Source organism: Romboutsia sp. 1001713B170207_170306_H8 (assembly GCF_015550495.1).
Taxonomy (GTDB): Bacteria; Bacillota; Clostridia; order Peptostreptococcales; family Peptostreptococcaceae; genus Romboutsia_E.
Genome location: NZ_JADNAX010000002.1, coordinates 493,476 through 517,811, shown reverse-complemented (window position 1 = coordinate 517,811; position 24,336 = coordinate 493,476). Strand labels below are relative to the sequence as shown.

Below are 24,336 nucleotides of genomic sequence, written 5' to 3'. Positions count from 1 at the left end.
CCTGGTTGATAGGTCGAAGGTGTAAGTGCAGTAATGTATTTAGCTTATCGATACTAATAGGTCGAGGACTTGACCAAAACTTAAATGATATATCATAAATGATATGCAGTTTTTAGAGTATTAACTCTAAAACTTAATATAAGTTAATCGAAAGATTATGTGGTTATTATAGCAAAGAGGATACACCTGTTCCCATTCCGAACACAGAAGTTAAGCTCTTTAGCGCTGATGGTACTCGGAGGGCAACCTCCCGGGAGAGTAAGACGTAGCCACGTAATCTTTTTTTGTGTAAAAATATAAATTATAAAATTATGCATTTCTATAATTTTATAAATAATCATAAAAATAAAAGTGTACTTATTAGTTACACTTTTATTTTTTTTTAATAAAAAATCTACATCTGGAAAACTTAAAGATAAACACTTTTGTTTATTAAAAGGAGGTAAACTTATGGATAATATGAGAGAAATGAGAAAAAAGCGTACAGATGGTAAGTATGATTTAACACTAGAAATAGGTGATACAGCTTATTTTGGAACATATGAAGATGTAGATGTAAAATCAGGAGAAGATATAATTAGAAACTATTTAAGAAGTAATTCAGATGATGCTAATTTTGAAGATTTAAAGATAAACTACAATAAGAACAGACATACTATTAGAGTTACTGCAGAATTAGATTATTATGATGGAGAACACAAAGATTATAGTAATAGAAGTAAACTAATGTAGCATAAAATTAAATGAGCGTAATTAAAAAATTTTATTAAGAAAATTTTAATTGCGCTTATTTAACATATTTAATTATTTTTTTAATAGATATTATTAGGAGGTGTTTATGAACGGTATATTAATAATTGGTCATGGGAATTTTGGGTCAGGTCTTAACAGCACTTTAGAAATTATAGCAGGAAAATTTGATTTTATTAAATATGGAGACTTTACATCTGAGAAATCTCCAGAAGAATTCAAATATGAGGTAAGATTAAAATTAAATGAATTAAAAGATAAAGATAAAATTTATATTTTTACTGATGTGGTTGGGGGTACTCCATTTAAAGTAGCATGTGAATTAAAATTAGAAGATAATAGAATCGAAGTTTTTTATGGAACGAATATGGCTATGATAATAGAAACTTGTATGAATACACAATTTGAAATTGATATGGATAATGACTCAATTATCAAAATTGGCAACTCTAATATAAATTCATTTAAGCTTGTAAAAAAGGATAAAAATAAAGAATTCTCAGAAGAAGGGATATAGAGTATAAGGGGGGATATCATGTATCTAGGAATAGATATATCAGAATTAAAGGATAAAAAGGCATATCATACAGCAAAAGAAATAAGTCAGCAACCTGATGTTTGGGTTGAATCTATAAAAAACATGTCTAAAAAAAGCAATGAAATAAAACAATTCAAGGAAAATTTTTTAAAAGAAGATAATTTAAGAATAATTCTTACAGGAGCAGGAACATCAGCTTTTGCCGGTGAGATATGCGCACCATATTTAAGTGAATTTCTTCAAATGCCAGTTGAGGCAATAGCAACAACGGATATAGTTGGAACTCCAGCTAAATATTTATACAAGAATAGACCAACAGTGTTAATATCTTTTGCAAGATCAGGAAACTCACCAGAAAGTGTGGCAGCTGTAGATCTTGTTAATAAATATGTAGATAATGTTTATCAAATTGTAATAACATGCAATAAAGATGGTCATTTAGCAAAAAATAGTATAAATGATGATAAAAACTTAGTAATTCTAATGCCAGATGCTTGTAATGATGAAGGTTTTGCTATGACATCTAGTGTTACAACAATGATACTTAATTGTATAGGTATATTTAAAATTGAACATATAGACGCATATTTAAAGGATGTTATAAAGCTATCTACATCTGTTGATAACTTTATAGAAAAAAATATAAATCATATACTAGATTTAGCTAAAGAATATGTAGAACGTATAATTTACTTAGGATTAGGATCTTTAAAAGGGATGTCCAGAGAGTCAGCATTAAAATTACTAGAGTTGACTAGTGGTATAGTTAATGCTAACTATGATACTCCACTTGGGTTTAGACATGGACCTAAATCAGTAGTTAATGATAAAACAATTACAATATTCTACTTATCAAATAATCCTTATAGTAGGCTATATGATGTAGATTTAATAAACGAAATGTCTAAGCAAAGAAAGAAAGATAAAATTTTATTAGTTGGATGTAATATAGATAATGATTTAAAAGAGTTAGTAAATGATTTTGTAGAAATAGAAGACTTATGCTTTAGTGAAGATAATGAAGTATTTTTAGCATTACAACAGTTAATATTTGGTCAAATATTTTCATTTTATAAATCTTTAGTATTAGGTATTACACCAGATAATCCATGTCCAACAGGTGAAGTTAATAAGGTAGTAAAAGGTGTTATAATACATGAATGTTGTATGTAAGAGGTTTTAGGTTATGGAAAATAATAAAGGAGAGTTAATAACAATTGTAACTCTTAATCCTTCCATAGATAGAATGTATTTTTTAGATAAACTAAACTTAGGAGAAGTACAAAGAGCTAAGTCTGTAAGTATAACAGCTGGAGGTAAAGGATTAAATGTTGCTAAAGTTTGTAATTTATTAGGACATAGCCCAAGATGCATAGGTTTTTTAGGTGGATATAATGGTAAATTTATCGAAGGTGAATTAAAAAAGGAAAATATACAATCAAATTTTACTTATATTAAAGATGAAACAAGGATTTGTTTAAATTTAATAGATAAGAGTGGAATTAGTACAGAAATTTTAGAAAAAGGTCCAACCATAGATGAAGAGAGTATAGAAGTATTTAAGAGAACTTTGTTAGAGTCATTAAATAATACAAAAATATTAGTAGTATCAGGAAGTATACCTAAGGGAATTGATAGTAATTTTTATAAAGAAATAGGTCAAATATGCGAATCAAAAAGTATTACATATATATTAGATGCGAGTGGTGATTTTTTAGAATTAGCACTAAGTTCACATCCATTCTTAATCAAACCCAATAAAGATGAACTTGAATATTTAACTAATATCAAAATCGAAACTAAGAAAGACGCAATAAATGCAGCTAATAAATTAATAAGTAAAGGTGCTAATAATATAGCTGTATCTCTTGGTAAAGATGGAATGCTATTTATTAATAAAGAAATAGTTTTAGATGTAGATATACCTAAAATTAAGGCAATCAATCCAGTTGGAAGTGGTGATGCCAGTATAGCTGGATTTGCATATGGATTATTAAATGATTATTCAATTGAAGATACTATTAAATTAGCAAATGCTTGTGGCATGAGTAATGCTACAAAAGTGAAAACAGGAGATATCGATATAAGCCAAGTAAAAGAATTTTTTAAAATGATTAATATAAAAACTATAGTTTAAAGATTAAAAGGGGGAGTTTTTAATGCCAAATATAGTATTAACAAGAATTGATAATAGATTAATCCATGGTCAAGTTGCAACAATGTGGACTGCAAGCGTTGGAGCAAACTTACTTTTAGTTGCTAATGATGAAGTTTCGCAAAATGAATTTAGACAAAATTTAATGGATATGGCAGCACCAGCTGCGGTACAAACTAGATATTTCTCAATAGAAAAAACTATAAAAATAATACACAAAGCTAGTGCTTCACAAATGATAGCTATAATATGCGAAACACCTCAAGATGTTTTAAAGTTAGTTGAAGGTGGAGTTCCTATAAAAAAAGTTAATATAGGAAATATGCATATGGCAGAAGGTAAACATCAGATATCAAAAGCTGTTTGTGTGGATCAAAGTGACGTAGATACATTTAAGAAGTTAAAAGAACTAGGAGTAGAGTTAGAAATACGTCGTGTTCCATCAGAATCAGCAGAAGATATAAATAAATTATTTGAATAGGGGGGAATATCATGGATTTAAGTTTTGGTCAAATAATACTAATACTTATTGTAACAATGATAGCAGCTATTGACCAGTTTAGTTTTTTAGAGTCTATATATAGACCTATAGTTATTGGTCCAATAGTAGGGGCTATTATGGGGGATTTACAAACTGGACTTATGATAGGTGCATCATATGAACTTATGATGATAGGCGCAATGCCAGTTGGAGGTGCACAGCCACCTAATGCTGTTATAGGTGGAATAATGGCGACAGTATTTGGTATAAGCTTAAAATTAGATGTTGCAGCTGCTTTACCACTTGCAATACCATTTGCACTGTTAGGTCAATATGCAGTAACAGCTTTATTTACGGTAGTATCTCCATTAATGGTTAAAGCTGATAAATATGCAGAAGAAGCAAATCCATCAGGAATAGTAAAATTAAATTATTTAACAATGGGATTATTAGCAGTATTATTTGCTTTAATAGTTTTAGCTGGATTATTAGCAGGAAGTGCAATAGGTCAACAATTAACAAATAGTGTACCAACTTGGGTATTTACAGGATTGTCTGCAGCAGGTAAGATGATGCCAGCATTAGGATTTGGAATGCTACTAAGAGTTATGTATAGTAAGCAACTTGCAATGTTTATCTTTGTGGGATTTGTACTTGTTGCATATATGAACTTACCATTATTAGCAGTAGCATTTATAGGTGTAGCAGTAGCTGTTTATGATTTCCAAATAAATGTAAAAAATATGCCAAGTAAAAAGGAGGCTGATACTGATGGCATCTAATACAAAAAGCTATTATGTAGATCAACAAGAAGCTCCAAAGTTAAGTAAAAAAATACTTAATAAAATGGTATGGAGATCATTATTTTTACAAGCATCATTTAACTATGAAAGAATGCAATCTTGTGGATGGTTATATGGAATACTACCAGGATTACAAGAAATCCATAAAAATAAAGAAGATTTATCAACTTCAATGACTCATAACCTAGAATTTTTTAATACTCATCCATTTTTAGTAACTTTTGTAATGGGAATAGTTTTATCATTAGAACAAAGAAAAGCTGATGTACAAACAATAAGATCAATAAGAGTTGCAGCAATGGGACCTTTAGGAGGAATTGGTGATGCTATATTCTGGTTTACATTAACTCCAATAGCTGCAGGTATTGGTGCTAACTTAGCACTCCAAGGTAGTATTTTAGGTCCAATAGTTTTCTTATTATTATTTAATGTAGTCCAATTTGGTTTAAGATATTGGTTGATGCATTGGTCTTATAAGGTTGGTATGGATGGTATACAAACTATGACTAAATATGCAAAACAATTTACACATTCTGCAACAATACTTGGTTTAATAGTAGTTGGCGCTTTAATCGCTTCTTATGTTGGGTTTGATATAGTATTACAAATACCAATAGGTGAAACAAGTGTTGTTATACAAGAAGTATTAGATGGAATAATGCCAAAATTAATACCATTATTATTAACATTTGGAATGTATGGATTAGTTAAGAAAAATGTAAGTCCATTAATAAATATATGTATATTAGTAGTTATAGGTTTATTAGGGGCTTTAGTAGGTTTATTCTAAAGTAAATAAAAAATCTAGTCATTTAGATAATGACTAGATTTTTTTTATTTATTTCTCAAATGATACTTTACCGCGACAGATAGTTTTTATTATATTATACTCATTATCTAAAATAACAATATCTGCATCCTTACCTATATCCAAACTACCTTTTCTAGTTAATAATCCTAATTGTTTAGCAGGATTTGTACTTGCCATAGTAATTGCATCTTCTAATGAACAACCAGAAAATTCCATAACATTATGGATACTATTTATCATTGTGTTAACACTTCCAGCTAGAGATCCAGTTTCTAGTCGAACCTGATTACCGCATTTAACTACTTTTTGACCACCTAACTCAGATGGTCCATCAGGCAATCCTTTAGCCCTCATAGCATCTGTTATCAGAGTAACATTATTAGGTCCTTTAATTTTAATTATAGACTTTATAGTATTAGGATGAAGATGTACGCCATCAACAATGATTTCTGTATTTAGCTCATCAAAAGTAAATCCAGCTGTTACTACACCTGGATTTCTATGGTGATGAGGACTTTGACCATTATGGAAGTGAGTTACACTATTAAGACCAAAAGAAATAGCTTTCTCAACATCCTCAAAGGTAGCAGAACTATGTCCAACAGATGGAATTATATTATTTTCAGATAAATACTTAGTAAATTCAAAGTTATCATCTAATTCAGGAGCATAAGTGACTTTTTTTATTTTTTTATTAGACTCATTTTCAAATATTTTAAATGAATCTATAGTAGGTTTCAAAATAAAGTTTTCTGGCTGAGCCCCTTTAAATTTAGGACTTATAAATGGGCCTTCTAAGTGTATTCCGAGTATTTCTGGTTGGCCTATTATATTATTATTATTATCTATATACTCTGAGATATTATTTAATGATTTATTTATATTTGATACTTTTTGAGTCATAGTGGTTGGTAAAAATGATGTGACACCTTCTTTTGATAAAGTTTTTACTATTGTATCAAGTGTTTCTAAACTAGCATCCATAGCATCAGCACCATGAGATCCATGTATATGTACATCGATAAAACCTGGTACTGCAAAATATCCTTTAGGAATGTGAATCTTATCTCCATGATCAGAAATTTTACCATTATCAATAAAGATATTAGTATTTGTTAAAACTTTTATCACTAAATTATCCTCCCTTTAATATTATTTTTTTGCAGTTTTATAGCTGAATTTATAAATTATAAAAGCAACAACACACGCTAAAGAAATTTTTATACAAGCTATAAATAAGAAAAGACGAATTAATGATATAATATTTAATTCATTAAATATTATATATAGAATAACTAAAGAAGAAGATAGGATTTCAATTATAGAAACAAACTTAAGAGAAAGAGTTTCTATTCTTATTAAGTTTTCTTCTTTTTGTGTTATTCTTGGTGAAATAATTCTTCTAACATATGTGAAAATATTAAAAGTTAAAAATAGAATTAAAACTATTTTTATAGCTAGCATCATAGTAGATTCCCCCCTTTTTTATATTTTCTCTTAATTAAATTATAGTGTATTTTATTATAAATTTAATGAAATTAAAAAATAAATGTATAAAGATTTTTATGGACGGACATAATAAAAATGTAAAACTTAATAAATAAAAATTACTCAATCTCCCCCATTTTAAAAGATCTCTATCCCCCATAGAGATCTTTATTTTTTTGTAATTTATGTATGCAATTAAATATGAATTAATTGGGTAAAATATGTAAAAAAAGTTATTTTAATTAATAGATAATATTTATATTATGATATAATTATACTTATTAGGAACGAATGTTCGGAAAGGAGTGATATTGTGGACTTTAATATAAATTCAGAATTTAAGCCTACAGGAGATCAACCACAAGCTATTAAGTCAATTGTTACTGCAATAAATAATGATGAAAAATTTTCAACATTATTAGGAGTTACTGGTTCAGGAAAAACTTTTACTATGGCCAATATAATACAAGAGGTAAAAAAACCAACTTTAATACTTGCTCATAATAAGACACTAGCAGCACAGCTATATAGTGAATTTAAAGAGTTTTTCCCAGATAATGCAGTTGAATATTTTGTAAGTTATTATGATTATTATCAGCCGGAAGCATATGTAGCTCATAGTGATACGTATATAGAAAAAGATGCAAGTATAAATGATGAAATAGATAAGCTAAGACATTCAGCAACAGCATCTATATTAGAAAGAAGAGACGTAATAATAATATCATCAGTATCTTGTATTTATGGGTTAGGTGACCCAGAGGATTATAAAGAACTTATGGTATCTTTAAGACCTGGTATGCAAAAAGATAGAGATGATATTATAAAGCGTTTAATAGAAATTCAATATGAGAGAAATGATATAAACTTTACTAGAGGTACTTTTAGAGTAAGAGGAGATATATTAGAAATTTTCCCAGCTAGTAATGATGAAAAAGCTATTAGAATTGAATTTTTTGGAGATGAGATAGATAGAATAACTGAGATAGATTATGTTACTGGGAAAATTGCAGGGGTAAGAAATCATGTTGTTATATTCCCTGCATCTCATTATGTTACAACTCCAGAAAGAATAGAAAAAGCTATAGTTGCAATAGAAAAAGAATTAAAAGATAGAGCTGATTATTTTAGAGCAAATGATAAATTATTAGAAGCTCAGAGAATAGAACAAAGAACAAAATATGATATAGAAATGTTAAAAGAAATTGGATTCTGCCAAGGAATAGAGAATTATTCTAGACATATAACGGGTAGAAATCCTGGAGAAAAACCATATACTTTAATGGATTTCTTTCCAGATGATTATTTAATGATAGTAGATGAATCTCATGTTACAATACCTCAAGTAAGAGGTATGTATGGAGGAGATAGATCAAGAAAAACTTCTCTTATAGAGAATGGATTTAGATTACCATCAGCATATGATAATAGACCTTTAAATTTTGAAGAATTTGAAGAAAATATAAATCAAATACTATTTGTAACAGCAACACCTGGACCATATGAACTAGAACATTCTGAAACTATAGCAGAGCAAATAATAAGACCTACAGGTTTATTAGACCCTATTATAGAAGTAAGACCAATTGAAAATCAAATAGATAACTTAGTTGGAGAGATTAATACAGTAATAGAAAAAGGTGAAAGAGTATTAATAACTACACTAACTAAGAAAATGAGTGAAGACTTAACAAATTATCTGAAAGAAATTGGTATAAAAGTAAAATATCTTCACTCAGATATAGATACATTAGAAAGAACAGAAATAATAAGAGATTTAAGATTAGGAAAATTTGATGTCTTAGTCGGTATAAACTTACTAAGAGAAGGATTAGATATACCAGAAGTTTCTTTAGTAGCAATTTTAGATGCTGATAAGGAAGGTTTCTTACGTTCTGAAACTTCGTTAATACAAACTGTAGGTCGTGCAGCTAGAAACTCAGAAGGTAAGGTAATAATGTATGCAGATAAGATAACTAGATCTATGCAAGCAACTATTGAAGAAACTAAGAGAAGAAGAGAAATACAGTCTTTATATAATAAAGAGCATGGAATTATACCTAAAACAATACAAAAGAGTATTAGAGATAGTATAGAAGCTACTAAAGTTGCAGATGAAGAAGTTGTATATGGAATTAAAGATACAGATTATATAGAGGAAATTAAAATTAACATAGCTATACTACAATCAGAAATGATGGAAGCTGCACAGAATTTACAGTTTGAAAGAGCAGCTGAACTTAGAGATAAGATAAAACAGTTAGAAGAAAGGATTAAGAATTAATGGAAGACAAAATCATAATTAAAGGCGCCAAAGAACATAATTTAAAAGATGTTGATTTGGAACTTCCTAGAAATAAATTTATAGTATTTACAGGATTATCAGGATCAGGAAAATCTTCTTTAGCATTTGATACTATATATGCAGAAGGTCAAAGAAGATATGTTGAAAGTCTATCTGCATATGCAAGACAGTTTTTAGGTCAAATGGAAAAACCAAATGTTGAATATATAGAAGGTTTATCCCCTGCAATATCAATAGATCAAAAAACAACATCTAAAAATCCACGTTCAACAGTTGGAACGGTTACAGAAATTTATGATTACTTAAGATTATTATTTGCAAGGGTTGGAGATGTTCATTGTCCTGTTTGTGGAGAAAAAATAAGTCAAATGACTATTCAAGAAATAGTAGATAAAATATTAGAATTTCCAGAGAGAACAAAGTTACAATTACTATCACCAGTAGTTAGAGGTCAAAAAGGAACTCATAAAAAGATTATAGAGAACATAAAAAAAGAAGGTTTCGTAAGAATTAGAGTAGATGGAGAAAATTACGAAGTTACTGATGAATTTGAATTAAATAAAAATCAAAAGCACGATATAGAGGTTGTTGTAGATAGAATAATAGTTAAAGATGGAATAGAATCTAGATTAGCAGATTCAATAGAAACCGCAGTCAAGTTATCAGATGGACTTGTAATAGCTCAAATAATAGATGGAGAAGAAATTCTTTACTCAACTAAGTTTGCATGTCCAGAACATGGTATAGGAATTGAAGAATTATCTCCAAGAATGTTTTCATTTAATGCCCCTTTTGGAGCATGTACTGTATGTAATGGGCTTGGTGAAAGCAAGGAAGTTGATCCAGAACTTGTTATACCAAATAAAGATTTATCTATAAAACAAGGTGCGATAGCGGCATGGGGATCAGTAAGTACAAGTGATGATACATATTATAGCAAAATGGTTCAAAGCTTAGCTGCTCACTTTAATGTGTCATTAGATACTCCATTTAAAGACTTGCCAGACGATTTCGTACAAGAATTACTTTATGGTGAAAATAATATAATGGTAGAATTTATTTTTGATTCTAAGTTTGGAGGAAGAAGAGAATATAAGGCTCCTTTTGAGGGGGTTATAGTAAACTTAGAAAGAAGATATAGAGAAACTAATTCTGATTATTCTAGAGAAAAAATAGAAGAGTTTATGGCAGAAAGACCTTGTCCAAAATGTAAAGGGTCAAGACTTAGAAAAGAAGTTTTATCTGTTTTAGTTGGAAATAAAAATATAATGCAAGTAACTGATTTATCTGTAAATGAGCTTATTGAGTTTATAGAAAATGTAAAATTGACAGAAAAACAAAAGTTTATAGCTCATGAGATATTAAAAGAAATAAAAGGAAGGGCATCATTCCTAAAAGATGTAGGATTAGATTATTTAAACTTATCTAGAAAAGCAGGAACTTTATCAGGAGGAGAAGCACAACGTATAAGACTTGCTACTCAAATAGGTTCTGCATTAGTAGGTGTACTATATGTTCTAGATGAGCCGAGTATAGGTTTGCACCAAAGAGATAATGATAGACTTATATCTACATTAAGACATTTAACGGATTTAGGAAATACTCTTATAGTTGTTGAGCATGATGAAGATACTATGAGAGAAGCGGATTATGTAGTAGATATTGGTCCTGGCGCGGGTGTACATGGTGGACAAATAGTTGCAGAAGGAACATTAGATGAAATACTAGAAAATGAAAATTCTATAACAGGTCAATATTTAAGCGGTAAAAAACAAATTATGATTCCAGAAAAAACTAGAGATGGAAATGGAAGTTTTATAGAAGTTATTAAAGCTACTGAAAATAACTTAAAAAATATAAGTGTTAAGTTTCCTCTAGGAAAGTTTATATGTATAACAGGTGTTTCTGGATCAGGAAAAAGTACATTAATTAATGATATTTTATATACAGGAATAGCAGCTAAAGTTAATAGACTAAGACAGAGACCTGGAAAGCACAAAGAAATAAAAGGAATAGAAAATATAGATAAAGTAATAAATATCGATCAAAGTCCAATAGGAAGAACTCCAAGATCAAATCCAGCAACATATACAGGAGTATTTGATCAAATAAGAGATTTATTTGCAGCAACTAATGAGGCAAAAGCTAGAGGTTATAAAAAAGGTAGATTTAGTTTTAATGTAAAGGGTGGAAGATGCGAGGCTTGTAAAGGCGACGGTATAATAAAGATAGAAATGCATTTCTTACCTGATGTCTATGTACCTTGTGAAGTATGTAAAGGAGAAAGATATAATAGAGAAACTCTTCAAGTGAAATATAAAGATAAGACCATTGCAGACATACTTGATATGAATGTTGAAGAAGCTCTTGAATTCTTTGAAAATATACCTGGTATAAAGAGAAAGTTAGAAACATTAATGGATGTTGGACTTTCATATATAAAACTAGGTCAGCCATCAACACAGTTATCGGGTGGTGAGGCACAAAGAATTAAGCTTGCAACAGAATTAAGTAAGAGACCAACTGGAAAAACGCTATATATATTAGATGAGCCTACAACAGGTCTTCATATGGCTGATGTAGATAAACTTATAGATGTATTACAAAGATTAGCAGACACAGGAAATACAATTGTTGTAATAGAGCACAACTTAGATGTTATAAAAACATGTGATTATATAATTGATTTAGGACCAGAAGGTGGAGATAAAGGGGGAACTATAATTGCAAAAGGTACTCCAAGAGAAGTTTCACAAGTGGAAGGTTCTTATACAGGTAAATTCCTAAAAAGATATTTTGAATAGATAACATTGAAGATTAATATATAAGTACCTCCTATTTAAATGAATAATTAAAATATGGGGGTACTTTGTTATTAATTTTTATAATTAACTTAATTTGGAGAGATTTTGACTTTTTAGGGTATAATTTTAATATAAATTTAAGTTTTGGAGGAAATATAATTTGTTTGATATACAAGAGCATTTAAAAAATCTTCCAGCAGAGCCTGGAGTATATCTTATGAAAGACAAGTTTAATAATATTATTTATGTAGGTAAAGCTATATCCTTAAAAAATAGAGTTAGACAATACTTTCAATCATCAAAGAATCATTCTTCAAAAGTTGTATCAATGGTAAAGAATATATCAAGTTTTGAGTATATTATAACTGATTCTGAGTTAGAAGCTTTAATACTTGAATGTAATTTAATAAAGCAATATAGGCCTAAATATAACGTTTTATTAAGAGATGATAAAACTTATCCATATATAAAAGTTACAACGAATGAGGATTATCCAAGAGTATTAAAAGTTAGAAAGGTATTAAAAGATAAAGCTAAATATTTTGGACCGTATACAAACTTAACCGCAGTAAATGACACTTTAGAAATAATAAGAAATACCTATCCAATTAGAACCTGTAATATAGATATAGATAAAGCTATAAAAAATAATATGAGACCTTGCTTGAACATGCATATAAATAAATGTACAGGACCTTGTACAGGAAGTGTTAAAAAAGAAGAGTATAATAAAATGGTAGAAGAAATAATACTATTTTTATCAGGAAAAGAAGAGAAATTAATTGAAATATTAAAAGAAAAAATGAATAGATGTGCAATGGAATTTAATTTTGAAGATGCAGCTATTTATCGAGATAAGATAAGAAGTTTAGAAGAGATGATGCAAAAACAAAAAATAGATGCAAATACATCTGACTTAAATCAAGATGTAATAGCTATGGCGAGAGCTCATGATGAAGCCTGTGTTCAAGTTTTCTTTATAAGAAATGGAAAAATAGTTGGAAGAGAGCATTTTATGTTAACTGGAGTTATGGATAGTTCGAGAGAATCTATTTTAGGTTCATTTGTAAAACAGTTTTATATGGAACAAGAATATATACCTAGGGAGTTAATTATAGAAGATGAAATCGAAGATAACTTTATATTAGAAGAATGGTTATCATCAAAACGGGGTTCAAAGGTAAGTATAAGAATTCCTCAAAAAGGAGAAAAAAAGAGTTTAGTAGAAATGGTAAGAAAAAATGCAGTAGAGTATCTTGAAAAATTTTCAGAGTTAAATAAACGCAAGTATGAAAAGACTACTGGTGCATTAGAACAATTAAAGGAACTACTTAACTTAGATGAAATTCCAAAAAGAATAGAATCTTTTGATATATCTAACATACAAGGTGTTGATTCAATAGGGTCAATGGTTGTATTTACTAACGGTAAAAAAGATAAAAAGGAATATAGAAGATATAAGATAAAGACTGTAATAGGACCGAATGATTATGATTCTATGGCAGAAATAGTAGAGAGAAGATTAAAATATGGAGAATTGCCAGATTTAATCTTATTAGATGGAGGAAAAGGTCAGGTTAGCTCTGTACAAAAAGTTTTAGATAAATATAGCTTGGAAATTCCATTATGGGGAATGTACAAAGATGATAAACATAGGACAAAAGGATTAATCTCAAAGGAAAAAGAAATAGAACTAGATAAGACTAGTAATTTATACAGATTTGTAGCAAGCATACAAGAAGAAGTTCATAACTATGCAATTACTTATCATAGAAGTTTAAGAAATAAGTCTTTGACAAAGTCTATTTTAGATGATATACAAGGTATAGGGGAAAAAAGAAAGAAAGCTTTACTAGCTTATTTCAAAGATGTAGATGCTATAAAAGATGCTAGTATTGAAGAATTAGCACAAGTAGAAGGAATGAATAAAGTATCTGCTGAAAATGTATATAATTTTTTTAAGAAGGGACAGTAAAATAATATGAAATACTTAGATAGGGTGTCAATAAATGATATAATAAAAGACTTAAATTTAAAGGTCGTATATATGCCAGAAGGAAAGGAATATTACGTTACTTCTCAAGACTTAAATAGAACTGGGCTTCAGTTTGCGGGATATTTTGAGTATTTTGCATATGAAAGATTACAAATAGTAGGAAAAGCTGAGTATAATTATTTTAGTAATATGGATAAAGATACAAGAGAAGATGTATTAGATAAATTCTTTTCTTATGAAATACCTGCATTAATAGTTTCTAGAGATTTAGAAGTTAAGCCAGATGTTATAGAAAAGGCTAAAAAATATAATAGAGTAGTCTTAAGTACGAGAAGAAACACAACTAGGATTATGAATTCATTATCAAGTTATTTAGACAATAAATTAGCACCACATACAACTATACATGGAGTGTTAGTCGATGTATACGGTATAGGTGTTCTTATAAAAGGTGAAAGTAGCATTGGTAAATCAGAAACTGCTTTAGAGCTTATACAAAGAGGTCATAGATTAGTAGCTGATGATGCTGTTGAAATAAGAAAATTAGATGAAAGTTTTTTAGTAGGTCAATCACCTGAGCTATTAAGACACTTTTTAGAAATACGAGGAATTGGTATTATTGATGTAAGAAGTTTATATGGAGTAGGAGCAATTAAAAACTCTAAGAAAATTGATCTAGTAATTCACTTAGAAGGTTGGGATGAAAATAAGTATTACGATAGATTAGGATTAGACAAAGAATATGAAGAAATTTTAGGAGAAAAGGTAGAGAGATTAGTAGTTCCAGTGAAACCTGGTAGAAATACAGCGATGATTATAGAAGTTGCAGCAATGAATTTCCGTCAAAAAGGAATGGGATATGATGCAGCTCAAGAATTCACAAAAAAGCTGTCTGATTTGATTGAAAACAAATAGGATTCATGTTATATATTAAGAAGAAAAGCTGTAATAGTAGAAACTATTACAGCTTTTCTTTTATTATTCTGCTCCCTCAGTGGCTAATTCAGCTTCTTGAACATATTCGCCATATACATTGCTTCTATCGAAGTAGTGAGTATGCAAATATTTATGAGCTGTATGACCATTTGGCTCTCCTAAAAAGTCAGCATATAGTTTTTGAATATCTGGATTTTCATGAGATTTACGTAGAGGTTTATTAGCATCTATTTGATATAGACCAGCACCTCTAGCTTTAATTTTAGCATAATCTCCACCGTGGAATGGTTGACCACCACCAGCTACACATCCACCAGGACAAGCCATTATTTCTATTATATGATACTTTGATTTACCAGCTCTTAATTCATCCATAAGAACTCTAGCATTTCCTAAACTACTTGCAGCAGCTACATTAACAGTAGTTCCATTAATATCTATGCTAGCTTCTTTTATTCCTTCCATTCCTCTTACAGCAGTGAAATCTATGTTTTCTAATGTTTCTTTAGTTATAACTTCGTAAGCTGTACGAAGAGCAGCTTCTAAAACTCCACCAGTAACACCAAATATGTCGGCAGCACCAGTAGAGTATCCTAAAGGACTATCAAATTCAGATTCTTCTAAGTTAGTTAAATCTATACCTGCCTCTTTTATCATTCTAGCTAATTCTCTAACTGTTATAGATATGTCAGTATCGAGTATTTCATCTTGACCTAATTCTTCTCTAGAAATTTCATATTTTTTAGCTACACAAGGCATTATAGATACTATAGTAACTTCATCAGGTTTCTTATTTAGAACCTTATTAGCAAAGTAATATCTAGCTATAGGTGAGAACATACCTTGAGGAGATCTACAAGTAGATAAGTGATTTATTAAATCAGGGTATTGAAGTTCTACAAAGTTAACCCAAGCAGGGCAGCAACTTGTTAATATAGGAAGATTTTGACCGCTTTGTAGTCTTCCTATAAACTCAGTACCTTCTTCCATTATAGTTAAATCTGCAGCAAAGTTAGTATCAAATACATAGTCAAAACCTAACAGTTTTAGAGCAGATACTAGTTTACCTGTAGATATAGAACCTGCATCTAATCCAAACTCTTCACTTATACCAACTCTTACAGCAGGTGCTATTTGAACCATTACAGGTTTTTCTTTTTGACCTAAAGCATTCCAAACCTCAGTAGTATTATCTTTTTCCATTAAAGCACCTGTTGGACAAACGCTTATACATTGCCCACAGTAAGTACATTCAGTATCAACTAAATCAGCATCAAAGAAAGTTCCAACCTCAGTATTAAATCCACGGTTAACACCTGAAAGTACACCTACAGTTTGAACTTCGTTACACATAGTTTCACATCTTCTACATAATATACATTTATCATTGTCTTTAACTATAGACTTAGATGATGTATCAGTTTGAGAACTAGACTGTTCTCCTTTGAATCTAATTTTTCTTATTCCTAATTCAGCAGCTATATCTTGTAATTCACATTTTCCGTTTTTAGAACAAGATAAGCAATCTTGAGGATGGTCTGATAATAATAGTTCTACAACATTTTTACGGAATCTTAATGCTTCTGGAGTATTAGTATTAACAACCATACCTTCTTTAACGTTTGTACCACACGCAGGAACTAATTTTTTACCTGCACTAACCATACATACACGACAAGATGCACATTGATTGACCATATTTATTTCATCCATTTTTAAATGACATAAATTAGGTATATTAATATTTACTTGTTTCGCAGCTTCAAGTATTTTTGTACCAGATGGTACAGACACTTCTTTGCCATTTATAGTTAAATTAACTAAACTCATTGATATCTCCCCCTAAATTAATTATCTAGTGATTATAGCGTTAAATTTACAGTTTTCTATACAAGTACCACATTTTAGACATTTCTCAGTATCTATGATATGTTGTTCTTTTTTATTACCAGTTATACATCCAGCAGGACAAACTCTAGCACACTTAGTACATCCTTTACATGCGTCAGTTATAAAGTATTCTAATAGAGCACTACATTTACCAGCAGGACACTTATGATCTCTAACGTGAGCTAAATACTCATCATAGAAGTAATCAAGAGTACTTAAAACTGGGTTAGGAGCACATTTACCTAATCCACATAAAGAAGTTGTTTTTATAGTAGTAGCTAATTCCTTAAGGTCAACAAGATCTTCTTCAGTTGCTTTACCTTCAGTTATTTTATTAAGCATTTCTAGTAATCTCTTATTACCTATACGGCAAGGAGTACATTTACCACAAGATTCATCAACAGTAAATTCAAGGAAAAATTTAGAGATATCAACCATACAATCAGAATCATCAAGAACTAGCATACCACCAGAACCCATCATAGATCCTATAGAACTTAACGATTTAAAATCTATTGGAGTATCTAAGTTTTTTGAAGATATACATCCACCAGATGGCCCACCTGTTTGAACTGCTTTAAATTCTCTTCCGTCAGGTATACCACCACCTATTTCATAAACTATTTCTCTTAAAGTAGTTCCCATAGGTACTTCAACAAGACCGACATTATTTATTTTTCCGCCAAGTGCGAATACTTTTGTACCAGGAGAATCCTCAGTACCATAGCTAGTAAACCAAGATGCACCTTTATTTAATATAGCGGGTATATTAGCGAAAGTTTCAACATTATTTAAGCAAGTAGGAGATTCCCATAATCCACGTTTAGAAGAACTATAAGTTTTCATTCTAGGCTCACCACGTTTACCTTCAATAGAATGAATTAATGCAGTACCTTCACCACAGACAAATGCTCCAGCTCCATATTTTAATTCTATATTAAAGTTAAATCCAGTTCCCATTATGTTTTCACCAAGAAGTCCTGCTTCTTCAGCTTGAGATATAGCAACTTTTAATCTATCTATAGCAAGAGGGTATTCAGCTCTTATATATATATAACCAGTATCAGCACCTACAGCATAACCACAAATAGCCATAGCCTCTAAAACACTATGAGGGTCACCTTCAAGAACAGATCTATCCATAAAAGCACCAGGGTCACCTTCATCAGCATTACAAACTACATATTTATTTCCTGGAGGAGTATTAGCAGTTGATTCCCACTTAACACCAGTAGGGAAACCAGCGCCTCCCCTACCTCTTAACCCAGATGCTTTAACTTCAGCTATAACATCTTCTGGTTTCATTTCAGTTAGACATTTTCCAAGAGCAACATAACCATCGTTACCTATGTACTCATTTACATTTTCAGGATTTATATGACCACAGTTTCTAAGAGCAACACGACATTGCTTTTTATAGAAGGACATTTCATCATGTCTTTCAACTTTTTTGTGATCTAAAGCAGGTTCTTCAAATAATAATCTTTCAACAACCCTATGATTAAGAATATGTTCTTGAACGATCTCTTTAGCATCTTCTGGTTTAACTTGAACATAGAAAACGTTATCAGGATAAACCTTAACTATTGGGCCTTTAGCACAGAAACCAAAACATCCAGTTAATTGAACATCTGCATGGTTAGAAAGGCCGGATTTTTCTAATTCTGATTTTAAATTTTCTATTATATCCATACTATCTGAAGATGAACATCCAGTACCACCACAGACTAATATATCTCTTTTAACTAAATTATCTTTTGTGAAATGTTCTCTTAATTGAAGAGATGGTTTATATTCACTAACTGCTTTTTTTAATTCATCAAATGATTTTATTTTACTCATTTTTTTATCCCCCTTAACAACTTAACTCTAGTTCTCTATAGTGATCTAATATCTCAGTGACTTGATCAGGTGTTGCATGTCCATGAACTTTGCCATTTACAACAACAACTGGAGCAAGGCCGCATGCACCAACACATCTTAAGCCTTCTAGAGTAAACTTAAGGTCTTTAGTAGTTTCACCAGCTTTTATGCCTAATTGTTTTTCGAATTCAGCTATTATTTTATCTGAGCCTTTAACAAAACAAACAGTACCTAGACAAACGCTAATTTTATATTCTCCGATTGGCTCGGTAGTAAAGTAAGAATAGAAACTTACAACTCCATAAACTTTAGCAGGAGAAACATCTAATTTTTTAGCTATGTGAAGTTGAACTTCTTTTGGAAGATATCCAAAAATTCCTTGGGCAGTGTGTAAAACTTGAATTAAAGCTCCTTTTTTTGATGGAAGAGATTCGATAAAGGTATCTAACTCTTCAAACAAATTTTTGTTTTTAGAAACAAAATCGCACATAAAAATCCCCCTTTTTCAATTTAAAGTTATTATATAAAATAATTAACTGGCTAAATAAAGTAAAAAATAAATTGATTTAAAATTTTGAGAATTAAACGAAGTTGATGAGTTTTATGAAATGCAAAGATGAGTTAAATTCTTTTGAGAAACTATATTTTCATTATAGTATAAAAGTGATTTTAATAGTTAAGATAATTAATAAAAAATTAATATAAATAAAATAAAAACTTAGATTTAAATTAATTAAATATATACTCTACAACTCATTATAATAAAAAATACTCTTAAATGCATTAAATATAATGATAATTAAGAGTATTTTTATTTTATTACATATTAAAAATATTTATAGAAGAGGAGATAATAGTCTTGAAACTGCTTCTTTAATTATTATTAGCTTAGGTCTAGAGTTGTACATATCTATTGTCATTTGTTTAGAATTAGTAATATCTTTTTCAAAAATATTTCTTTGTTTTATAGAAACTTCTTTAGAGTAAATAAATGCATTTACTTCAAAGTTTAGTTCAAAACTTCGAATATCCATGTTTGCAGTACCAATAGAGCATACTGCATCATCTATAACAATTGTCTTAGCATGTAAAAATGCATTCTCACCATAAGTGTATATTTTAGCGCCAAATTTTAATAGTTCACCTGCATATGAGCAAGATGCCCAATATACAAATGGATGGTCTGGCTTAGAAGGAATCATTATTCGAACATCTACACCAGATAAACATGCAATTTTTAGTGAGTCAATTAAAGTTCTATCTAATATAAGATATGGAGTTTGGATATAGATATATTTTCTAGCTTTTTGAATCATTTTTATATAGCCATATTTTATTTCATCTAGTTCAGTTATATCAGGACCACTAGAAACTATTTGTATACCAACGTTATTCGATGATTTATTATAGTATATATTAGAACCTTGGGATTTAGTAAAATACTTAGATAAATCTAGATTTTCTTGCGTTGTATATCTCCAATCTAGTATGAACCTAGTATTTAAATCTACTATGCAATCTCCAGTAAGCTTTAAATGTGTATCTCTCCATTCACCAAATTTAGGGTCTTTACCCAAATATTCATCACCAATGTTATTTCCACCAACATAAGCAATATTACCGTCAATAACTACTATTTTACGGTGATTTCTATAATTTAAATTAAAGTTTACAATTTTCATTAAAGATGGGAAGAAAGCCCCTGTTTTAACTCCGCTTTTTTTTAGTTTAAGTAATGTTTTTTCAGATAGTAATCTACTACCAACAGCATCATATATAAGCCTAACCTCTACGCCACTTTTTGCTTTTTCACAAAGAATATCAATTATCTCGCTTCCAATAACGTCATCTTTAAAAATATAAAATTGTATATTAATATAATTTTTAGCATTTTTTAATTCATATAAAAGAGAATCAAAGAAATCTCGTGATTTGTCGAATATATCGACACTATTATTATTAGTATAATGAGCATTATTTGAATTAGTAAGAGCATCTATCATATCTATATTATCTCTTAGATTTTCGTCTAACATAGAACTACATTTTAACCTAGCTTTAGTTTCTGCTATATTTTTTTTGATGATTTTATCTTCTTGTTCCTTAATTTTAAACATATTATCTTTACGTACACCTCTACCTACTAGTATGTACATTACAATACCTACAGCAGGGAGTGTGGTAAGTACTGCTGTCCAAGCTACTATTGTTTCGATACTACGTTTTTCTCTAAATATTAAGTTTAAAATAATTAAGAAATTGATTATATATATGGATGTTGCAATTATTTCATAAGCTGAATTTTGTAAAAATGATAACAATAAAGCACCTCCTAAAAATACATTTATTACCATTATATAAAATAAGTGGACAATAAAAAAGAATAATTTATAATCATAGAATAAACAATAAACAAAAAGAGATTGAACTATCTTGTATAGAACAATCTCTTTATTATATATTTCAATTAAGCAGCTTTATTTTCAGAAGCTACATTTTTATCTTCTTTTATATATAAGAAGTAGTATACACCAGCTACAAATATAGCTCCACCTAATATATTACCTATAGTAACAGGTATTAAGTTGTTCATGAACATACTAGGTATATTTAACTTAGCAGCTTCTTCTGCAGTTTTATGAGCAGCTTCTAAGTATACAGGGTTAGATTTAGCAAATAACCCAGCAAAGAAGTAAGCCATGTTTGCAACACAGTGTTCAAATCCAGTACATACGAATAAGAATATACCGAAGAATCCAGTTAAAACTTTTCCAGTAACATCTTTAGCACCATAAGTCATCCAAACAGTAGCACATACTATCCAGTTACATAATATACCAGAAGCTATAGCAGCACCCCAGCTGAATCCTAATTTACCGATAGCATTTTTAACTATAACACCACCGTATAAACCAGCACTCCAATCAAATACACCAGATAGACTTACTAACCAAGCAACTAGTGCTCCACCAATTAAGTTACCTATCCAAACTAAAGCCCAGTTCTTGAATGCTTGTCCCCAAGTAACTCTTTTCTTTAGAGCAGCTAAAGTTATAAGTATGTTACCTGTAAATAAATCCGCACCAGCTATTAAAACAAATATAAGACCTGCTGGGAACATAAGACCTGCTAAAGCTTTCCCTAATCCGTAAGTTGCAGGGTTTGCTAATAAATTGTAAGCTGCAGCTACTGAACCTAAAGCACCAAAAGCTATATATGCTCCTGCCATGAAAGCAGATGCTAAAACTTTTTTAGTAGGTGTAGTTGCTTTTTTTACACCAGCTTCAATAGTATATTGAGCTATTTCTGCTGGAGCTAACATCATTTTTGACATTATAATTCCTCCTAAATATTTTATTTTTTATAAATTTTTATAAATTTCTACTTGAATATATTTAATTTTACACAACTTTAATTATTATACAATAAAAGATATATTTTGTATACATTAAACAATGCATTATTTGTGTTTATAGATAAGGAAACTTTTTCAAATAAAGAAGTAGGAAAATGATTATATATGTAAAATGAAAATAATGTATACATGATTTGAATTTTAATATAATATAAAAACTAATGATATAATTAAAATGTATTAAAAATATGCCTAAGCTAAATAAAAGGGGGGAATTTTATGGACAAAAAATTCTTAACACCCGGGGAAGTAGCTAAAGCAACAATTAATGCAGGGGTAAAAAAGGCAAATCTTTCAACTAAGTCAACGATTCTTTTAGGTATGTTAGCAGGTTTTTTTATAGGCCTAGGAGGTTTAGCGAATATAATAATAAGTCAATCTATAACAGATATAGGAATAGCGAAATTTCTAGGCGCTGCTGTGTTCCCTGTTGGACTTATGCTTGTTGTGATTTGTGGTGCAGAACTATTTACAGGAAATAACTTAATGACATTAGCTGTTATGGACAAAAAAATAACATTAGGAAGAATGTTTAGAAATTGGGGACTTGTATGGTGTGCGAACCTTATAGGATCGTTAGTTTTAGTAGTACTGGTTTATTATTCTAATACATTAACTGGAGATGCAGCAACTAAAGCAATAGCTATTAGTGAAACAAAAGCAAATTTACCGTTGATAGATGCATTTTTAAGAGGGATATTATGTAATATAGTTGTTGTATTAGCAGTATGGTTTGCTACAGCAGGTCAAGACATAATATCAAAAATATTTGCATGTTGGTTTCCTATAATGCTATTTGTTTTATGTGGATTTGAGCATAGTGTAGCAAATATGTTTTTTGTACCGATGGGAATGGTTTTGGGGGCAAATATAAGTATACAAAGTTTTATTATAACTTTAATTATTGTAACTTTGGGTAATATCGTTGGAGGTGCCTTAATAATTCCATTAACATACTATAACTGTTATATAAAAAATAATGACCAAAAAGCAGTAGGCAATTTTATAAAATAAAATATAGAAAGTTTGGGCAATATCCTTGGATATATGCCCTTTTTTATTATTTTTACTTCTTTAATATATATTGTTATTTTTTTTTTAATACATTATTATATTAAATATATAAATTTAATATAGTTAAATATAGAAAAGATGAATAAATAGTGTAAACTAGGAGGAAATATAATGAATAAGCAGCATATATACGAAAGTTTATTAAATATAATAGATAAAAATAATATAAAGGTCGATGAACCTATGAAAAAACACATATCATTTAGAGTAGGTGGCCCAGCTGATATATTAGTTAAACCACAATCTGAAGAAGAATTAAGTGCTGTAGTTAAATTAATAAAAGAAGAGAATATACCATACCTAATAATTGGAAATGGTTCAAATCTTTTAGTTAAAGATGGTGGAATAAGAGGTATAGTTATAGAATTATCTGACAACTTTAATGATTTTGAAATAAATGGTAACTTAGTTAATATTCAGTCTGGTGCATTACTTTCAATAGTAGGTAAAGCTGTTTTAAGGGAAGAATTAAAAGGATTTGAATTTGCAGCAGGTATACCAGGGACTTTAGGTGGAGCATTAGCAATGAATGCTGGAGCTTATGGTGGAGAGATGAAGAATATAGTTAAGTCTGTTAGACTTATGGATATGGATGGAAATATACATGAGTTTTCAAATGAAGATATGGAATTCGAATATAGAAAAAGTATTTTATCAAGAGAAAGCTATATAGTTTTATCAGCAATAATAGAATTAGAAAAAGGTAATTATGATGATATAAAGAATACAATGGCTGATTTTACGCAAAGAAGAGTAACAAAACAACCACTAAGCTTACCTAGCGCAGGAAGTACTTTTAAAAGACCAACTGGATATTTTGCAGGAAAATTAATAGAAGATAGTGGACTGAGAGGGCTTACGTTAAGGGGTGCTCAGGTATCTGAAAAGCATTGTGGATTTGTTGTCAATCTAGGAAATGCAACAGCAAAAGATATTTTAGACTTAATGTATGTTGTTAAGAGTACAGTAAATTCAAAATATGGGGTAATGTTAGAGGAAGAAGTCAAAATACTTGGAGAGGATTAAA

Annotated in this window: 20 protein-coding genes and 2 rRNA genes; 15 read left to right on the top strand and 7 right to left on the bottom strand. The window is 29.7% G+C overall.

What is annotated here, in order from left to right; all coding sequences use genetic code 11:
- From I2A66_RS07015 to I2A66_RS06975, 9 genes are all read left to right on the top strand, one after another.
- Window positions 1-77: ribosomal RNA gene (locus tag I2A66_RS07015) — 23S ribosomal RNA — on the top strand; the annotation flags it as partial.
- Between the two features lie 81 nt (window positions 78-158).
- Window positions 159-275, top strand: a 5S ribosomal RNA gene (rrf, locus tag I2A66_RS07010).
- A 175-nt stretch (window positions 276-450) separates the two neighbouring features.
- The gene (locus tag I2A66_RS07005) at window positions 451-732 is read left to right on the top strand and encodes a hypothetical protein (protein ID WP_122638885.1); all 282 of its coding nucleotides are present in this window, start codon (window positions 451-453) and stop codon (window positions 730-732) included.
- 106 nt (window positions 733-838) lie between these two features.
- A complete protein-coding gene (locus I2A66_RS07000; protein WP_122638886.1) occupies window positions 839-1,267 on the top strand; it encodes a hypothetical protein in 429 nt (142 codons plus the stop codon).
- A gap of 18 nt (window positions 1,268-1,285) precedes the next feature.
- Entirely contained in the window at window positions 1,286-2,461 is a 1,176-nt protein-coding gene (locus I2A66_RS06995) for an SIS domain-containing protein (protein WP_122638887.1), read from the top strand.
- 13 nt (window positions 2,462-2,474) lie between these two features.
- Window positions 2,475-3,425: a 1-phosphofructokinase gene (gene pfkB / locus I2A66_RS06990; RefSeq protein WP_122638888.1), complete on the top strand. Its 951-nt coding sequence runs from the start codon at window positions 2,475-2,477 to the stop codon at window positions 3,423-3,425.
- Window positions 3,426-3,447: 22 nt separating this feature from the next.
- The gene (agaB, locus tag I2A66_RS06985; RefSeq protein WP_122638889.1) at window positions 3,448-3,924 is read left to right on the top strand and encodes a PTS galactosamine transporter subunit IIB; all 477 of its coding nucleotides are present in this window, start codon (window positions 3,448-3,450) and stop codon (window positions 3,922-3,924) included.
- 11 nt (window positions 3,925-3,935) lie between these two features.
- Window positions 3,936-4,706, top strand: a complete 771-nt coding sequence (locus I2A66_RS06980; protein ID WP_122638890.1) for a PTS mannose/fructose/sorbose/N-acetylgalactosamine transporter subunit IIC — start codon at window positions 3,936-3,938, stop codon at window positions 4,704-4,706.
- Window positions 4,696-5,517: a PTS system mannose/fructose/sorbose family transporter subunit IID gene (locus I2A66_RS06975; protein WP_147516671.1), complete on the top strand. Its 822-nt coding sequence runs from the start codon at window positions 4,696-4,698 to the stop codon at window positions 5,515-5,517. Before I2A66_RS06980 ends, I2A66_RS06975 begins: the two co-directional genes overlap by 11 nt.
- A 48-nt stretch (window positions 5,518-5,565) precedes the next feature.
- Here I2A66_RS06975 and nagA read toward each other — a convergent pair whose 3' ends face one another.
- A complete protein-coding gene (gene nagA / locus I2A66_RS06970; protein WP_195251300.1) occupies window positions 5,566-6,669 on the bottom strand; it encodes an N-acetylglucosamine-6-phosphate deacetylase in 1,104 nt (367 codons plus the stop codon).
- 21 nt (window positions 6,670-6,690) lie between these two features.
- Entirely contained in the window at window positions 6,691-7,005 is a 315-nt protein-coding gene (locus I2A66_RS06965) for a hypothetical protein (RefSeq protein ID WP_122638893.1), read from the bottom strand.
- 334 nt (window positions 7,006-7,339) lie between these two features.
- Here I2A66_RS06965 and uvrB point away from each other — a divergent pair, with 334 nt between their 5' ends.
- From uvrB to hprK, 4 genes are all read left to right on the top strand, one after another.
- Window positions 7,340-9,310, top strand: coding sequence for an excinuclease ABC subunit UvrB (uvrB, locus tag I2A66_RS06960; protein ID WP_147516670.1), 1,971 nt, complete (start codon window positions 7,340-7,342; stop codon window positions 9,308-9,310).
- Window positions 9,310-12,135, top strand: coding sequence for an excinuclease ABC subunit UvrA (gene uvrA / locus I2A66_RS06955; protein WP_122638895.1), 2,826 nt, complete (start codon window positions 9,310-9,312; stop codon window positions 12,133-12,135). Before uvrB ends, uvrA begins: the two co-directional genes overlap by 1 nt.
- 160 nt (window positions 12,136-12,295) lie before the next feature.
- Window positions 12,296-14,110: an excinuclease ABC subunit UvrC gene (uvrC, locus tag I2A66_RS06950; RefSeq protein WP_147516669.1), complete on the top strand. Its 1,815-nt coding sequence runs from the start codon at window positions 12,296-12,298 to the stop codon at window positions 14,108-14,110.
- A 6-nt stretch (window positions 14,111-14,116) separates the two neighbouring features.
- Window positions 14,117-15,046: an HPr(Ser) kinase/phosphatase gene (hprK, locus tag I2A66_RS06945; protein WP_122638897.1), complete on the top strand. Its 930-nt coding sequence runs from the start codon at window positions 14,117-14,119 to the stop codon at window positions 15,044-15,046.
- Window positions 15,047-15,109: 63 nt separating this feature from the next.
- Here hprK and I2A66_RS06940 read toward each other — a convergent pair whose 3' ends face one another.
- From I2A66_RS06940 to I2A66_RS06920, 5 genes are all read right to left on the bottom strand, one after another.
- Window positions 15,110-16,897 carry an NADH-dependent [FeFe] hydrogenase, group A6 gene (locus I2A66_RS06940; protein WP_122638898.1) on the bottom strand — a complete coding sequence of 596 codons (1,788 nt, stop codon included), beginning with the start codon at window positions 16,895-16,897 and terminating at the stop codon, window positions 15,110-15,112.
- A gap of 21 nt (window positions 16,898-16,918) precedes the next feature.
- On the bottom strand, window positions 16,919-18,799 hold the full coding sequence (locus tag I2A66_RS06935) for an NADH-quinone oxidoreductase subunit NuoF (protein ID WP_147516668.1): 1,881 nt from the start codon (window positions 18,797-18,799) through the stop codon (window positions 16,919-16,921).
- A 13-nt stretch (window positions 18,800-18,812) separates the two neighbouring features.
- The gene (locus tag I2A66_RS06930) at window positions 18,813-19,310 is read right to left on the bottom strand and encodes an NADH-quinone oxidoreductase subunit NuoE family protein (RefSeq protein WP_147516667.1); all 498 of its coding nucleotides are present in this window, start codon (window positions 19,308-19,310) and stop codon (window positions 18,813-18,815) included.
- 346 nt (window positions 19,311-19,656) lie between these two features.
- Window positions 19,657-21,141, bottom strand: a complete 1,485-nt coding sequence (gene cls, locus I2A66_RS06925; protein WP_243238678.1) for a cardiolipin synthase — start codon at window positions 21,139-21,141, stop codon at window positions 19,657-19,659.
- 146 nt (window positions 21,142-21,287) lie between these two features.
- Window positions 21,288-22,154: a formate/nitrite transporter family protein gene (locus I2A66_RS06920; protein WP_122638902.1), complete on the bottom strand. Its 867-nt coding sequence runs from the start codon at window positions 22,152-22,154 to the stop codon at window positions 21,288-21,290.
- Window positions 22,155-22,454: 300 nt separating this feature from the next.
- On the opposite strand from I2A66_RS06920, the gene I2A66_RS06915 reads away from it, so the two are divergent.
- The gene (locus I2A66_RS06915; protein WP_122638903.1) at window positions 22,455-23,249 is read left to right on the top strand and encodes a formate/nitrite transporter family protein; all 795 of its coding nucleotides are present in this window, start codon (window positions 22,455-22,457) and stop codon (window positions 23,247-23,249) included.
- Window positions 23,250-23,420: 171 nt separating this feature from the next.
- A complete protein-coding gene (gene murB, locus I2A66_RS06910; protein ID WP_122638904.1) occupies window positions 23,421-24,335 on the top strand; it encodes a UDP-N-acetylmuramate dehydrogenase in 915 nt (304 codons plus the stop codon).
- Window position 24,336 lies beyond the last annotated feature (1 nt).

Coding starts and splice junctions, on each gene's coding strand:
- I2A66_RS06965 (WP_122638893.1), bottom strand. CDS start 7,005: ATGATGCTAGCTATAAAAATAGTTTTAATTCTATTTTTAACTTTTAAT.
- murB (WP_122638904.1), top strand. CDS start 23,421: ATGAATAAGCAGCATATATACGAAAGTTTATTAAATATAATAGATAAA.
- agaB (WP_122638889.1), top strand. CDS start 3,448: ATGCCAAATATAGTATTAACAAGAATTGATAATAGATTAATCCATGGT.
- I2A66_RS06915 (WP_122638903.1), top strand. CDS start 22,455: ATGGACAAAAAATTCTTAACACCCGGGGAAGTAGCTAAAGCAACAATT.
- I2A66_RS06980 (WP_122638890.1), top strand. CDS start 3,936: ATGGATTTAAGTTTTGGTCAAATAATACTAATACTTATTGTAACAATG.
- I2A66_RS07005 (WP_122638885.1), top strand. CDS start 451: ATGGATAATATGAGAGAAATGAGAAAAAAGCGTACAGATGGTAAGTAT.
- I2A66_RS06940 (WP_122638898.1), bottom strand. CDS start 16,897: ATGAGTTTAGTTAATTTAACTATAAATGGCAAAGAAGTGTCTGTACCA.
- I2A66_RS06995 (WP_122638887.1), top strand. CDS start 1,286: ATGTATCTAGGAATAGATATATCAGAATTAAAGGATAAAAAGGCATAT.
- I2A66_RS06930 (WP_147516667.1), bottom strand. CDS start 19,310: ATGTGCGATTTTGTTTCTAAAAACAAAAATTTGTTTGAAGAGTTAGAT.
- I2A66_RS06975 (WP_147516671.1), top strand. CDS start 4,696: ATGGCATCTAATACAAAAAGCTATTATGTAGATCAACAAGAAGCTCCA.
- pfkB (WP_122638888.1), top strand. CDS start 2,475: ATGGAAAATAATAAAGGAGAGTTAATAACAATTGTAACTCTTAATCCT.
- hprK (WP_122638897.1), top strand. CDS start 14,117: ATGAAATACTTAGATAGGGTGTCAATAAATGATATAATAAAAGACTTA.
- uvrA (WP_122638895.1), top strand. CDS start 9,310: ATGGAAGACAAAATCATAATTAAAGGCGCCAAAGAACATAATTTAAAA.
- I2A66_RS06920 (WP_122638902.1), bottom strand. CDS start 22,154: ATGTCAAAAATGATGTTAGCTCCAGCAGAAATAGCTCAATATACTATT.
- I2A66_RS07000 (WP_122638886.1), top strand. CDS start 839: ATGAACGGTATATTAATAATTGGTCATGGGAATTTTGGGTCAGGTCTT.
- I2A66_RS06935 (WP_147516668.1), bottom strand. CDS start 18,799: ATGAGTAAAATAAAATCATTTGATGAATTAAAAAAAGCAGTTAGTGAA.